General features: G+C 61.4%; 14 protein-coding genes and 1 tRNA gene. 1 reads left to right on the forward strand and 14 read right to left on the reverse strand.

The window, feature by feature from the left end; all coding sequences use genetic code 11:
- Window positions 1-168: 168 nt before the first annotated feature.
- From MUU55_RS10920 to MUU55_RS10940, 5 genes are all read right to left on the reverse strand, one after another.
- On the reverse strand, window positions 169-3,987 hold the full coding sequence (locus tag MUU55_RS10920; protein WP_244760755.1) for a vitamin B12-dependent ribonucleotide reductase: 3,819 nt from the start codon (window positions 3,985-3,987) through the stop codon (window positions 169-171).
- Between the two features lie 622 nt (window positions 3,988-4,609).
- Entirely contained in the window at window positions 4,610-5,191 is a 582-nt protein-coding gene (locus MUU55_RS10925; RefSeq protein WP_244760756.1) for a cache domain-containing protein, read from the reverse strand.
- Window positions 5,192-5,373: 182 nt separating this feature from the next.
- Window positions 5,374-5,871 (reverse strand): xanthine phosphoribosyltransferase, encoded by a 498-nt coding sequence (gene gpt / locus MUU55_RS10930; protein WP_244760757.1) that lies wholly within the window; start codon window positions 5,869-5,871, stop codon window positions 5,374-5,376.
- A 112-nt stretch (window positions 5,872-5,983) separates the two neighbouring features.
- Window positions 5,984-6,826, reverse strand: a complete 843-nt coding sequence (locus MUU55_RS10935) for a universal stress protein (protein ID WP_244760758.1) — start codon at window positions 6,824-6,826, stop codon at window positions 5,984-5,986.
- A gap of 64 nt (window positions 6,827-6,890) precedes the next feature.
- Window positions 6,891-7,646: a competence/damage-inducible protein A gene (locus MUU55_RS10940; protein WP_244760759.1), complete on the reverse strand. Its 756-nt coding sequence runs from the start codon at window positions 7,644-7,646 to the stop codon at window positions 6,891-6,893.
- Window positions 7,647-7,813: 167 nt separating this feature from the next.
- On the opposite strand from MUU55_RS10940, the gene wrbA reads away from it, so the two are divergent.
- A complete protein-coding gene (gene wrbA, locus MUU55_RS10945) occupies window positions 7,814-8,413 on the forward strand; it encodes an NAD(P)H:quinone oxidoreductase type IV (protein WP_244760760.1) in 600 nt (199 codons plus the stop codon).
- 85 nt (window positions 8,414-8,498) lie between these two features.
- Here wrbA and MUU55_RS10950 read toward each other — a convergent pair.
- The 9 genes from MUU55_RS10950 to MUU55_RS10990 form a co-directional block, all read right to left on the reverse strand.
- Window positions 8,499-8,583: transfer RNA gene (locus tag MUU55_RS10950), tRNA-Leu, on the reverse strand.
- A gap of 85 nt (window positions 8,584-8,668) precedes the next feature.
- Window positions 8,669-9,748, reverse strand: coding sequence for a tyrosine-type recombinase/integrase (locus MUU55_RS10955; RefSeq protein WP_244760761.1), 1,080 nt, complete (start codon window positions 9,746-9,748; stop codon window positions 8,669-8,671).
- Window positions 9,717-9,980 (reverse strand): hypothetical protein, encoded by a 264-nt coding sequence (locus MUU55_RS10960; protein WP_244760762.1) that lies wholly within the window; start codon window positions 9,978-9,980, stop codon window positions 9,717-9,719. Before MUU55_RS10960 ends, MUU55_RS10955 begins: the two co-directional genes overlap by 32 nt.
- Entirely contained in the window at window positions 9,973-11,241 is a 1,269-nt protein-coding gene (locus MUU55_RS10965) for a DNA cytosine methyltransferase (protein ID WP_244760763.1), read from the reverse strand. Before MUU55_RS10965 ends, MUU55_RS10960 begins: the two co-directional genes overlap by 8 nt.
- The gene (locus MUU55_RS10970; protein WP_244760764.1) at window positions 11,238-11,780 is read right to left on the reverse strand and encodes a DUF3850 domain-containing protein; all 543 of its coding nucleotides are present in this window, start codon (window positions 11,778-11,780) and stop codon (window positions 11,238-11,240) included. Before MUU55_RS10970 ends, MUU55_RS10965 begins: the two co-directional genes overlap by 4 nt.
- Window positions 11,777-12,139: a hypothetical protein gene (locus MUU55_RS10975; RefSeq protein ID WP_244760765.1), complete on the reverse strand. Its 363-nt coding sequence runs from the start codon at window positions 12,137-12,139 to the stop codon at window positions 11,777-11,779. The genes MUU55_RS10970 and MUU55_RS10975 overlap by 4 nt, the downstream gene beginning before the upstream one ends.
- Window positions 12,126-13,016: a phosphoadenosine phosphosulfate reductase domain-containing protein gene (locus tag MUU55_RS10980; RefSeq protein WP_244760766.1), complete on the reverse strand. Its 891-nt coding sequence runs from the start codon at window positions 13,014-13,016 to the stop codon at window positions 12,126-12,128. The genes MUU55_RS10975 and MUU55_RS10980 overlap by 14 nt, the downstream gene beginning before the upstream one ends.
- On the reverse strand, window positions 13,016-13,678 hold the full coding sequence (locus tag MUU55_RS10985) for a hypothetical protein (protein ID WP_244760767.1): 663 nt from the start codon (window positions 13,676-13,678) through the stop codon (window positions 13,016-13,018). Before MUU55_RS10985 ends, MUU55_RS10980 begins: the two co-directional genes overlap by 1 nt.
- Window positions 13,665-14,114 (reverse strand): hypothetical protein, encoded by a 450-nt coding sequence (locus tag MUU55_RS10990; RefSeq protein WP_244760768.1) that lies wholly within the window; start codon window positions 14,112-14,114, stop codon window positions 13,665-13,667. Before MUU55_RS10990 ends, MUU55_RS10985 begins: the two co-directional genes overlap by 14 nt.
- Between the last annotated feature and the right edge of the window lie 6 nt (window positions 14,115-14,120).

A 14,120-nucleotide genomic window follows, 5' to 3' on the forward strand; every position in this document is an offset into this window, starting at 1 on the left:
GCGTGCGGTTGTATGTTCTTCGAAAATACCCCTGATTTTGACTTATTTGAAATGCACCGGATACACCTAATGATTGAATTTCGGCATTTTTTGACGAACAAGAAAATCGCAAAAAAATACCCCGGCGAATGCCGGGGTATTCGTTGAAGCTTCGGTCGCTTCTAGATATTAGCTGCACCCGCTCGTGGCGCCGCAGGTGTCGCACTTCTCGCAGGTGCCGTTGCGGACCATCGTGAAGTTCTGGCACTCCGAGCACATGTTGCCCGTGTAGCCCTGCGCGATGGAGCGCATGCGGCGTTCGTTTTCCAGCTTCTTGGCGTCGGCCTTGGCGGTGGCGGCTTCGGCGGCGGCCTTGTCGGAGAAGAGGGCGGTGATGCCCTGTTCTTCGGCTTCCTCGGCAGCGTCGTCGGCCATTTCCTCGGCGAGTTCGGCGGCGCGCTCCTCGTAATCGCGCTTGAAGGCGACGATCTCGTGGGTGCTGGCGGCGACCGTCGGCTCCAGCTTGCGGGCGGCGTTGCCGGCGAAGGCCGTCACGTTACCCGTCGAGGCTGCCTTGGCGGGAGCGGCGGTGGCTGCACCCTTCGGCTCGGAGAGTTGACGCTCGGTCTGGCCGCCCTGGATGAGCGTCGGCTTGTGGCCGCGCGTCCAGCCGGTCGAGAACGGGTTGGTCTTGCCTTCCTGGATGCCCTTGCCGAGCGCGGTGTTGGAGAAGTCCGACTGGTCGACATGCGCGAGGTCATGGCGGCCGAGATAGGAGACGGCCAGTTCGCGGAAGACGTAGTCGAGGATCGACGTGGCATTCTTGATCGCGTCGTTGCCCTGAACCATGCCGGCCGGCTCGAACTTGGTGAAGGTGAAGGCCTCCACATATTCTTCGAGCGGCACGCCGTACTGCAGACCCAGCGAGATGGCGATGGCGAAGTTGTTCATCATCGCACGGAAGGCAGCACCTTCCTTGTGCATGTCGATGAAGATTTCGCCGAGGCGGCCATCACCGAATTCGCCGGTGCGCAGATACACTTTGTGACCACCGACGACAGCCTTCTGGGTGTAACCTTGGCGGCGGTTCGGCAGTTTTTCACGGTCGCGAACGACGCGTTCGATGATGCGCTCGACGATCTTTTCAGTGACCGTGACGGCCTGGGCGGCAGCGGGGGCTGCGACCAGCGCTTCGATTGCATCGTCCTCGTCCTCTTCGTCCTCGATCAGCGAGGCGTTGAGCGGCTGGGAGAGCTTCGAACCGTCGCGGTAGAGGGCGTTGGCCTTCAGCGCGAGCTTCCAGGAGAGCATGTAGGCGTTCTTGCAATCCTCGACGGTCGCCTCGTTCGGCATGTTGATCGTCTTGGAAATGGCGCCCGAGATGAACGGCTGGGCGGCCGCCATCATGCGGATGTGGCTTTCGACCGAGAGGTAACGCTTGCCGATCTTGCCGCAGGGATTGGCGCAATCGAACACGGCGAGGTGTTCGGCCTTGAGGAAGGGCGCGCCTTCCAGCGTCATCGCACCGCAGACATGGATGTTGGCGGCTTCGATTTCCTTCTTCGTGAAGCCGATATGCTCCAGCAGGTTGAAGGACATGTCGGAGAGCTGGGCGTCCGAAACCTTCAGCACGTCCTTCAGGAAGTCGGCGCCGAGCGTCCACTGGTTGAAGGCGAACTTGATGTCGAAGGCGGACTTCAGGCCGGCATTGACGGGTTTGATCTTGTCGTCCGGGAAACCCTTTGCCTTCAGCGAGCCGGGGTTGACGGCCGGCGCCTGGTTGAAGTTGCCATGACCGACGGCATAGGCCTCGATCTCGGCGATCTGGCTTTCCGAGTAGCCGAGCGTGCGCAGCGCTTCCGGCACGGCGCGGTTGATGATCTTGAAGTAGCCGCCGCCGGCGAGCTTCTTGAACTTGACGAGCGCGAAGTCGGGTTCGATGCCGGTCGTATCGCAGTCCATGACGAGGCCGATCGTGCCGGTCGGCGCAATCACGGTCGTCTGGGCGTTGCGGTAACCATGCTTTTCGCCGAGAGCGACGGCTTTGTCCCAGGCAGCCTTGGCATGGACGATCAGCGTCTGGTCCGGGCACTCGTCATGGATGAGGGCGACCGGGTTGACCGAGAGGGCCTCATAGCCGGTGGTCTCACCGTAAGCTGCGCGGCGATGGTTGCGCATGACGCGCAGCATGTTGTCGCGGTTCGGCGCGAAGTTCGGGAACGGGCCGAGCTCGCTCGCCATTTCGGCCGAGGTCGCATAGGAGACGCCCGTCATGATCGCGGTCAGCGCACCGGCGATGGCGCGGCCTTCCGTCGAGTCGTACGGGATGCCCGAGGACATCAGCAGGCCGCCGATATTGGCGTAGCCGAGGCCGAGCGTGCGGTATTCGTAGGAGCGTTCGGCGATCTGGCGCGAGGGGAACTGCGCCATCATTACGGAGACTTCGAGCACGACGGTCCACAGGCGCACGGCATGTTCGTAGTCGGCGATGTTGATGTTCTTCGTGGCCGCATCCTTGAACTGAAGCAGGTTCAGCGACGCGAGGTTGCAGGCCGTGTCGTCGAGGAACATGTATTCCGAGCACGGGTTGGACGCGCGGATCGGGCCTTCGGCCGGCGAGGTGTGCCAGTCGTTCATCGTCGTGTTGAAGTGCAGGCCCGGATCGGCCGATGCCCAGGCGGCGTAGGAGATCTGCTCCCAGAGGTCGCGGGCCTTCAGCGTCTTCATGACCTTGCCGTCCTTGCGGGCGGTCAGGTTCCAGTCGCCGTCGTTCTCGACGGCGCGGAGGAAGTCGTCCTTCAGCGAGACGGAGTTGTTGGAGTTCTGGCCGGAGACGGTGAGGTAGGCTTCCGAATCCCAGTCGGTGTCGTAGGTCTTGAACTCGAGGTCCTTGTAGCCCTGCTTGGCGAACTGGATGACGCGCTTGATGTAGTTTTCCGGAACCTGGCTCTTCTTGGCAGCGCGGATCTCGCGCTTGAGGGCCGGGTTTTCCGCCGGGTCATAGCAACGGTCGCCTTCGGCCGAGCAATTGACGCAGGCCTTCATGATGGCCTTGAGGTGGCCGGCAACGATCTTCGAACCGGTGACGAGGGCCGCCACCTTCTGCTCTTCCTTGACCTTCCAGTTGATGTAGGCCTCGATATCCGGATGGTCGATATCGACCACGACCATCTTGGCCGCACGGCGCGTCGTGCCGCCCGACTTGATGGCGCCGGCTGCGCGGTCGCCGATCTTGAGGAAGCTCATCAGGCCGGACGAGCGGCCGCCGCCCGAAAGCTTTTCGCCTTCGCCGCGCAGATGCGAGAAGTTGGAGCCGGTGCCGGAGCCGTACTTGAAGAGGCGGGCTTCACGCACCCACAGGTCCATGATGCCGTTCTCGTTGACGAGATCGTCTTCGACCGACTGGATGAAGCAGGCATGCGGCTGGGGATGTTCGTAGGACGACTTGGACTTGGTCAGCTTGCCGGTGAAGGGGTCGACATAGAAATGGCCCTGGCCGGGGCCGTCGATGCCATAGGCCCAGTGCAGGCCCGTGTTGAACCACTGCGGGCTATTCGGGGCGACGCGCTGGGTGGCGAGCATATAGGCAAGCTCGTCCTTGAAGGCAGCAGCGTCTTCTTCCGATGCGAAATACTTGCCCTTCCAGCCCCAGTAGGTCCAGGTGCCGGCGAGGCGGTCGAAAACCTGGCGGGCGTCGGTTTCCGAGCCGAAACGCTCACCCTCGGGGAGCTTCGCCAGGGCATCGGTGTCGGGCACGGAGCGCCACAGGAAAGAGGGAACGTCGTTCTCCTCGACCTTCTTCAGGCGCGCGGGCACGCCGGCCTTGCGGAAGTACTTCTGCGCGAGGATGTCGGCGGCGACCTGGGAGAACTGCGCGGGCACGTCGATATCGGCCAAGCGGAAGACGATGGAGCCATCCGGGTTCTTGATCTCGCTGGTCGCCTTGCGGAATTCGATCTCCGCATAGGCCGACTGGCCGGGTTTGGTGAAACGACGTTCTATGCGCATGTCCGTTGTCCTCTGTGCCGCATCCTGCCTTCAAAACAGGGCGCAATTATCCCCGTCCGGCCGCAATGCCTTGCAGCCAGCCCAAATCTTCAGTCCGTGCGGGAAGCCCGATTGATTTCGGGATCCTGTATCTTGTGCTGAGTTTAGCTGCAAACACTAAATATAGTATCAACAGCTTCTTTTTTCCAGTCCCACCAATTGCGATGACGCTTCAGGAAATCATGCGCAAACACCCTCGTGCAGCGAGCGGATCATCCACCCGGCCACATGCGCATGGGAACGCGATTTCGTGATGAGAACCGACCTCGTAACTACACGGTTCAGTCGCCGCCGCAACTAGGTTTTCATTAACCTCATCACCCCGATTCCCGTCAAGGGCTGGTTTGTGAACGAAGTTTGAACCCTATATCTTGTGCCTGCTGCCTGTGGAAAATGGGGACAGTGCCGGATGCCTGAAAAATCAGCGGCTTCCGGGCGAAAGGTGAGGTGGCGAGACGCAGCGCTGTGGAAAAGCGAAAAAAATCACAGGTAAAAATGCGGGTTTTTTTCACCCCCCGACTTCAAGCAATAGCCATGGAAGGGGACTTGTGATCCGTGGATAAAGTGATTCTCGCCCGTGGCGTCAGAGCGCGTCCAGATTGACGCCCACGGTGATGGCACCGATGATTTCGCCGGTCTTCGGGTCGCGGATGGGAAGGCTCGCCTGCGACTGCATGAGCTGGGTCGATTCATCCCGCTCCGCCTCCTCGATATGCACCAGGCCGGCGCCAAAACTCTTCAGCCATTTGGCCTCGTCGCCCTGCCAGTAGTCGGAGGTGATGTCGCTTTGGCCGACATTGAGGCCGCGATTGTCCATGACGAAGATTTCGGTGATCAGGCCCTCGGCCGCGCGCTGCTGGCCTTTCAGATAGAGCGACAGCGGGTTGGACAGCGTCGTATCGATCAGCGGCCGCTTGGCGCTCAGGAGTTCGGTGCGCCAGCGTGCGTCGAGATTCTGGATTTGCGCCTGGTTCAGACGGGCGTGCACCGCATTCTGGGCGATGACGGCATTGATGATGGCGGGCTCGCTCAGCCAGGGGCGTATATTGGCCTCGACATAGTCGGCGACGGCGGTAATGCGGATATCCTGCTGTGCACCGGCTGGCCCTGCCGGGAGCAGGGCTATGGCACAGGCCGCCGCCATTGCCGGCCATCGATAGGGCATGAGTGTTCCGCGCCTCCCATCGCCGATCCGATCGGCGAACATAAGAACTATCTTTTGCAGGCATTGCGGAAAGATTAAGCCGGCGAAGTGATGCACACCCTCCGCCGGCTTTTTATGGAAATTCGTCAAATCAACGTGTTGCGGCGCAACTCTCGATCGGTTTGCCGCAGCCTTCCGGCACGTCAGCCGCGCGTGCCCTTGGCGATCGGCTCCTGATAGGTGAAGCCCATGTCCCAGGGGAAGTAGATCCAGGTGTCCTGGCTGACCTCGGTGACGAAGGTATCGACCAGCGGTCGTCCCTTCGGCTTGGCATAGACGGCGGCGAAATGCGCCTTTGGCAACATGGCGCGCACCTGGGCGGCGGTCTTGCCGGTGTCGGTCAGGTCGTCGACGATGAGAATGCCTTCGCCACCGTGCTGGGTCAGTTCGGGTGCGATGCCCTTGAGGACATGCATGTCGCCCTGCGAGACATAGTCGTGGTAGGAGGCGACGCACACCGTCTCGATGAGGCGGATGTTCAGTTCGCGCGAAATGACGGCGGCCGGCACGAGACCGCCGCGGGTGATGCAGACGATCGCCTTCCATTCACGGTCGCCATCCGCCAGCCGCCAGGCAAGCGCGCGCGCGTCGCGGTGGAACTGGTCCCAGGATACGGGAAAGGCTTTGTCGGGCAGCGACATGACGGGACTCCTGCTAGGCGGAAAAAGAAGATTCCTTCTTTCTAATCCACTTCGCCGGTCAAGAAAATGATCGCCCGGTCATGCAAACCGGGCGATCCACAGGCAAGTCCGCCTATCGAGACATCAGAACCGGCACGCGCGCGCCGCGCATCATGGCGCTGGTCACGCCGCCGAACAGGCGCTGGCGCAGCCGTGAATGGCTGTAGGCGCCCATGACGATGAGGCCGGCGTCGATTTCCGTGGCCCGGCGGTTGAGCGTTTCGGCGACCGAATGATGGGCCGACGAGCCCGATGCGACGGAAATTTTCACGCCATGGCGGGCAAGGGTGGTCGCAAGTTCCGCCCCGCAATAGTCGGCCGACTGCATGCTGTTGTCGGGTGGATCGATGGTGAAGATCTCGACCTCCTTGGCCGCCGTCAGGAAGGGCAGGGCGTCGAAGGCGGCGCGGGTCGCCTCGCGCGAGCCGTTCCACGCGAGCAGCACGCGGTCGATCGGCTCGGGACCGGCCGGCGCATTGGAGACGAGATAGACGGGGCGGCCGCTCTCATAGAGCAGGTCCTCGATATCCTCGCGTGCCGGGCCGTCCAGATCGGGATCGAACTGGCCGGCAAGCACGATGTCGGCGGCACGCGCGCTGTCGATGACACCGGCCGAGGCATAGCCGGCAGAGCCTGTAAAAAGCCGCCATTCGTAGGAGATGTCATCACGTTCGCAGCGTGCGCGAAATGCCTGCTCGACGGCGCGGGATTGTTCGCGGGCGCGCTCCTGAAGCTGGAGGACGGCGTTCGGATCGGGATATTCCATCGGTGCGATCAGCGTCACGACGACGGGCGCTTCCGCGTGGATGCCGATGACATGCCCACCGGTGCGGCGCGCCAGCGCCAGCGCGTGATCCGTGACTTTTCCGGCGTCCTCGGCGGCGCTCAGCACCGCCACGATGGTCTTGTAGGTCATTGCGGCCTCCTGTCTGGTTCTGCGTCAGCATCCCCTCGCCGAGACCGGAAAACCTTGATCAGGATCAAGACGCGGCCTTGGCCGCCGCGATTTCGGCGATCATCGCCATGATATCACGTTCGGCCGCTTCCGCCGGTGCTTCTGTCCGACTGCGGATGACGATTTCCGTCGAGAAGCGGTTTTCCGAAAAGCGCGGATAGGAGCCGATGCTGGTTTCCGGATGGTTCTTTTGGATTGCCGCGAGCGCGCTGCCGATATCGCCTTCGCCGAAGGGCGAGGCGACGGAACGCGAGAGCATCGGCTTGCCGCCTTCGAGCCTGGGCACGACATTGCCGAGCATGGCGGTAAAGACCTGCGGCACGCCGGCCATCACATAGACATTGCCGATATGGAAGCCCGGTGCCGTGGAAACGGCGTTTTCGATATGCTCCGCTCCCTGAGGCATACGCGCCATGCGCTGGCGAGCCTCATTGAACTCGACACCGCGTCTCTCATACATCGCGCCGAGCAGCTGCATGGCGAGGGGATCGTGCAGGCAGGGCACGCCGAAGGCCTTCGAGAGTGCATCCGCCGTGATGTCGTCGTGCGTCGGGCCGATGCCGCCGGATGTGAAGACATAGGTGTAGCGGGCGCGCAGCGCATTCAGCGCCGCGACAATATCGTCTTCCTCGTCGCCGACGATGCGCACCTCTTTGAGGTCGATGCCGGCGAGGAAAAGCATGTCGGCGAGCTGGCCGATATTCTTGTCCTTGGTGCGCCCGGAGAGGAGTTCATCGCCGATGGCGAGCATGGCGGCGGTGGCGATCTCGGTGGAACTCATGGGCGCTTCCTGGATCTCGTACGGGAATGCCGACCGATCGGGAAGGCATTGTCAATGGCGGGTGAACAGTCTGTCGACCGGGCAGCTTCTGACGCCGCTCCCCCAAAGTGCTACATCCAAGCCCACGCCGCGATCAAGCGGAAAGCCTTTTCGAACAGGAGACGACGATGGCGAAAGTACTGGTTCTCTATTATTCGGCCTACGGCCATATCGAAGCGATGGCCTATGCAGTCGCCGAAGGCGCGAAGTCTGCCGGTGCCGACGTGACCGTCAAGCGCGTTCCGGAACTGGTATCGGAAGAGGTCGCCAAGGCTTCCTATTACAAGATGGACCAGAAGGCCGAGATCGCCAAGGTGGACGAACTCGCCGATTACGACGCCATCATCGTCGGCGCCGGCACGCGCTTCGGCACGGTCGCCTCGCAGATGCGCAATTTCTGGGATCAGACGGGTGGCCTGTGGGCGGCCAGCAAGCTGGTCGGCAAGGTCGGCTCGGTCTTCACGTCGTCCGCCACCCAGCATGGCGGCCAGGAATCGACCATCCTCGGCTTCATCCCGACCCTGCTGCACCACGGCCTCGTCGTCGCGGGCCTGCCCTATGCCTTCCAGGGCCAGATGGGCGTGGACGAAATCAAGGGCGGCTCGCCCTACGGCGCCTCGACGATCACCGACGGCGACGGCTCGCGCCAGCCTTCGCAGGTCGAACTCGACGCCGCCCGCTTCCAGGGCGCGCATGTCGCCAAGATCGCGGCAAAGCTTTCGGCCTGACGTTCTCCTGAAGCGTCGCTGAAAAAGAGGGTGCGGCCAGCGTCAGGGGCCGCGCCCTTTTTATTGTCCAGAATTTTCTGGAAGGTGGTGCGGGCGGCGGGGATCGAACCCGCACAGCCAAGGCCGAGAGATTTTAAGTCTCTTGCGTCTACCAGTTTCGCCACGCCCGCTTGCGTTTCTTTTCAGATACTTAAGTCGTTTCGTCAAGGTCGTGTTTTGCAAAACATTTCCTTGGTTTTGCAAAACGTTGTTCGGCTACTGTTCCTCCTGCGACAAGCGCTTGCGGTTGAAGGCCTGCGTTACCTTTGCTTCGTTCTCGACGTGACGGGTGTAGTGGACGCCCATCCTTTCCGACTTATCGCCCAGTGCCGCTGCCACTTGGCCGGTATCGGCTCCCCTCCGTCTGAGGTCTGCCGCATAGGTTACCCTAAGCCCATGAAGTGTCGTCCCGGAACCAATCTTCCCAGCCCGCTCAAGGTCTCGTAGGAAATGGCTGACATCGGTCTGCATATGAACCTCGGTCGGCCATAGTGTCCCATCGGATCGCGTGACTATCCGCAAGGACGTAATATCTAAAGAGCCGAGCCAGTTTTGCAGCTCGATCGCAGCCGGCACCCACAAAATCTCCCCATTCTTTTTCGTGACGGTCCGGAAGCACATGCCGAAGGACGGATCGACTTGATATTCCCGCCATCCGAGCTTGTGGATGGTCTGCCCGCGAAACCCGGCGTATCGCGCCAGATAGAGCACCGTCGCTATGTGCTTTGGCGCCTCAGAGAGGGCGGTTTCCACTTCCTGCGCAGTCCACTCCCTATTGGCGTTCTTGTTGGTCTTGTTGGCCTTATCGAGACCCATGGCAGGGTTATGCGTCATCTTCCGACGCTTCACGGCCTGAGAGAACATTGAGGAGAGGGCTGAAACCATCAGGTCAGCGAATCGGGGCCATTTGGCTGAAGCGCATTCGTCTCGAAGATCATAAATGTCGGCCTGGGTAATGTCCTCAAGCGGAGCGTCATATGCTTTCTTCAGGTAGGCAAATGCTCTCGAATAGCTCTTCTGCGTCGCCTCGGCCAAAGTCTTATATTTTGGGCATTCCGTCTCAAACCAGAAGATTAGCTCGCCAAGCGATCCTGGAACGTATTTGCGCCCCGCTCGAAGGCGAGGCGCGTTGTAGGCAGCCATGAACGCAGGATCGCGGTCGAGCTTCTTCATAAGGTCCGTACGTGACCCCTCGAACCCGCCTAGCAGCTTTTGTTTAGTCTCTCTGTCGTAGACGTACCACTTACCTCGGGCGCAGACGATGTTAAGCCCGGCGAGCTTCACCTTCACCACCATTCAGATAATCCACCAGTCGTCTTTTCGGAGCGCTTTGTCTGTTAGGGTCGATGGAAGACAGCCATTCGTCAAGGCGCTGGCGAAGATATCGCTCCCCCCTTGTGGATTCTGTGTAGCGGAGAGGCTTGACCGGGCACACCTTCTTGAACGTCTCAGGGCAGCAGCCGCAATATGCAGCGGCTGTTTTCAGGTCCATCGCCGCCGGCCAATATGGCATCGTGGCTTCACCCATCGCCGCGCTCCTTCTCCAGAGCGTCGCGGCCGGCGGTCAGCGGATCCCCGAAACCTGAATCACCTGATTGATCGTCAGCTCTTGCCCGTTCACCCAGAAGAGGCCGGGAATGTCCGCTGGAGCGACGTGCTTGCCCTGCGCCTTCAGAGCTTCGATCGCCATCTGTAGCGGGTTCTTGGACGGTTCGCTCGGCGGGTTGAAATGCACTGTCATGGCTATCTCCGTGCGGTTGCCCCGATACGTTATCACGGCCATCCGGTTTGTCGCCGCCTCCCATATTGCGGAGGGCAGAGGCTCCAGTTGCAGTTATGGGGGTGCAGTTGCCGCAGACGGTCGAGAGACCGCCGGGGAAGAACGGACCCATGCGGCCAGTGCCGCCGCAGGCCGGGCAATCCCGCTCGTCGATCGTGTCGAGATATGCGCCGATCACTTCGGCCGCGACTTGCGGGACGATGGCATTGCCGTAGGCGCGCAGCTTTCCCACTCGGGCGGGAACCCCATGAGCCAGCAGACGAATTCCGGGTTCAAAGCGCCTGGCTTTGCCGTCTGGTCCGACAAGCCATCGGCTACCAGCCGCAGCGTAACTTGCGCCTTGGTCCCATCCGGTTTCTTGCCCGTCATCGACGTTCCATGCGGTACGGTTTGCCCGCCGCTCGGCAATGTGGGGGTCGGCCACATCGACGCCACTGCGGTTTGAATGTTCATTCCTCCGGCCCGGCCCTGCCGGCCCGCCCCGGTTGAGGCGCTGGTGTGTGGCGTCGGCCACAAACCAAAGTCGATCTCTTCTATGGGGCGCATCGACGGCACAAGCCGGGACAACGGCCGCCCCGCAGGTGTAGTCGATTCCTTCCAGGTCAGAATGCACTCCGTCGAGCCAATCCTTTCCAACCGCAGCCGCAACCTGCTCTCCCATGACGACAGCGGGCGTTCTGGCACGGATGAGTGAAAAGAAGACCGGCCAGAGGTGGCGTTCGTCTTCCTTGCCTTCGCCCTTGCCTGCGACAGAGAACGGCTGGCAGGGGCAGGAACCAGTCCAAAGAGGTCTGTCGTCGGGCCATCCTGCCAGTCTTGCAGCGAGGCTCCATCCTCCGATGCCTGCGAAAAAATGGCATTGCGTATAGCCGATGAGGTCGTCGGGCTGGACATCCACGATGCTCCGTTCGTCAACGTCACCGGGCGCGATATGGCCGGCGGCAATAAGGTTTCGCAGCCACTGCGCGGCGTACGGGTTGATCTCGTTGTAGTAGGCGGACGGGATCATTCGCCGCCCCCGTTTCCAGACGCAGCTATGGCGGCTCGGATCGCCGCGCGCGGGTCGTCGTGATAGATCTCGGCGATGACGCGCTCGTGCGGTTCGGCCTGCCAATGCCCGATCACGCTCCAGCCGATGTCGCAATCGTCGCCGCCGGTCGGGATGTTGAAGCAGCGCAAGTCCCAGCTTTCGTGCTGGATGGCGTCGAGCAGGGTGCCGTCCCCCATCGGCGCGCGGTATCGCTCGCAGCATTCGAGAATGTAGCCGCAGGGATCGCCGTCATGGGCAGGCCTGCCGCAGCATTCCACCGGCTCAAGGCTCAATACGGCATAGCCTTCCGGCAAACCGAAGCCCGCCGACAGGATGTGCGTGATGCGGCGTAGCTCGCTGGAGCCGCTGAATAGCTGCGTTTCCGGCGAGAAATCGCGAAGATCAAGAACGTCACCAACGGCAAAGTTCCGATCATTCCGGCGAAACTCGAAGGTCTTCCGCTTATCCTGGACGTCACGGAACTGCTCGGTCCAGCATTTGAGGACATGAGTTTTCATTCTCCGCCTCCGGAAGCACTGAGGGCGTCCTCGGGCCGCCGTGAGTACCAGGTGGTCTCTTCCGGGCCGACGATCGAATAGGAATGCTGGCAGAGCCGGAGCATCAGGCGCGCGGCGAGGTTCTCGGCGCGGCCCGTGATGTATGCCTCGCTGGCCGGGAAGCGCGGATAGTTGATGAAGCCGACACGCACGCCGGCCTCCTCGCCGCCCGTGTAGATGTAATCTACCGGCTCGACGGTGACGCAGGCGCCGTTCTCCATGCACCATTCCCGGCAGACCTGCTTAGCTTGCTGGTGGTCGCCAGCAATGAAGATATCGACGCGAACGGTACGCGCAGTTCTGAGGTCAGGCAGCATCATCGAAGGTCACCTCGCAGCTTTCCTCGCACCCGCCCCCAACGTCGAGTTCAAGGCCATGGAAAAGGTCGATCTGGTAGACACGCGCGTCGTCTTCAGCCGGCTCGAAGTTGCCTTCGGCGGCAAGCCGGCGAATATCGGCAACGGTCAGGCGGTCGCGGAAGAACCGTTTTGGCTCGTTGCGCGGATTGGCGCCTGCCATCGGATAGGTAGCCTCCATGCGCTCGAAGAAATCGTAAGCGTCTGGGGTCTCCGCCATGATGGTCAGGTGCTTGCGCAGCGACTTTTTCCAGCACGTGCGGCAATTGCCCTGGTAGCCCTTGAGCTTGAGCCTGAATGATTGCCGATCCCAAGCGCCGTTCACATCGGCCTTGCGGTGCGGCCACGGGGCAACCATAGGGTAAACGATACGCTTGGCGCGTGCGCTCGGGTTCATTCGATCCCCTTCATCAGACCGAATGCCAATCGCCGTGTCATAGCTCCCGGCCGACCATCCAAGAGTGCGGACATAGGCGGTAATTGCCCGCTCTTTGAGTTCGCGGGTGCAGTGGATGAAGCCGGGACCAGGAATGCCGTGCTTCGCGATCATTGCCTCGAAGACCGACCCATCCCGGCAGGCAGTATCGAAGTTGACGACGCGGGCCGTCACACCCTTCCCGTGGCGCGGATCCGTGACGGCTTCCACCCAGATAACATTCCATCCCCAGGCACTGTCGCATTGCTGAACGAAGGATAGCGTCTCTTCGTTTTCCAAGCCGGTGTTGGCGAAGACGGTGACGATCTCGTCGTACTGGTTGCTCCAACGCTCATGGATGAGTTTGGTCATCAGCGCCGAGGTCTCGCCGCCGGAAAAGCTGATGAGAAGGCGTCGTGGCTCCATCACTCGACCCCCTTCGTGCCACTGGCGGAGCCATCGGCTGAGCCTTTACGGGTGGAGAGGGCGGAAATCAGCGTCTTGATGTCCCGGTCCCGCTGTGAAACATCCTTCGTCGGCACACGGTTTACCTGCTGGAGCAAGCGACACATGGCTTGCCCGACCTCTTCGCCCTCTTCGGATTGGATGAGCGAAGAGCGGGGAGGGTGGGCTCGTGAAGAGGCGTCTCCGAAAACGAGCGGGCGCTGAAAATCATCGCGATCCTGAGACGGCATGACCGTAGCCGACTGACGCACCTTCAATTTTGCCAGTTCATGCTCAGAAATCCACGCCACCGGCTCGCTCGCTACCGCCGGGACATCGACAAGGGCGGAGCGCCACACGCTTGCTTCCTCGTCGCTTGTCAAGGTTGTCCGAGCGTATTCGATGAAGCCGTGAAAGGCTTTTGGCCTGTAGCGGTAAAGTTCGTGAGCAGTCAGCGCGGACAGAACGTCCTCTATGGCCTTCTCTCGGATATTCTCAGCCCGAAGGACCAGAACCGGAATTTCTCCATTCGGTCCACGAGATGCGATGCGAGCGGCTGCTATCATGGCCTCTTCGAGGGTCGGTATCCTCTCGATGCGCACGCCCTCGACCATCTCGTCGGTTACTCGCTCAGTCTTCTGCATTGCCGCCTCCAATAAGGGCGCGGGCGCGGGAGGCCAGTACCGCCTCGTCGATCAGCGCGCGTTGGGTTGACCAGTCGAGCGAAGCCGTATCGCCGGCACCACCGCACATTTTGAAGCGCTCTTCGAATTCGAGGATTTCTTCCAGACGGTCTTCGGAGAGCGGCTTGATCTCGTGATCGCCGGCCAGCACCTTCTCCAGCGCCGCGATCCTCGCGTCCTTCTTCGCCATCTCCCGCTTCATCGCCTCTGCCTGGCGGGCGAGATCGAGGACTGTGTCGGCGTCGTAGATCGCACGATATTCAAAGCGAGGTTCGCGCTTGAACATATCGGTCGCCTCTTCCTGTCCGCAAAGCCTCCAAGGCGTGCCAGACACGGTTGCGTCACGATATTCGTAGCGAGGGCGGCTCTGGTATCCGCACGGCGTCACGCCTTCCATCGCCTT

The organism is Shinella curvata (assembly GCF_022899935.1).
Lineage (GTDB): Bacteria > Pseudomonadota > Alphaproteobacteria > Rhizobiales > Rhizobiaceae > Shinella > Shinella curvata.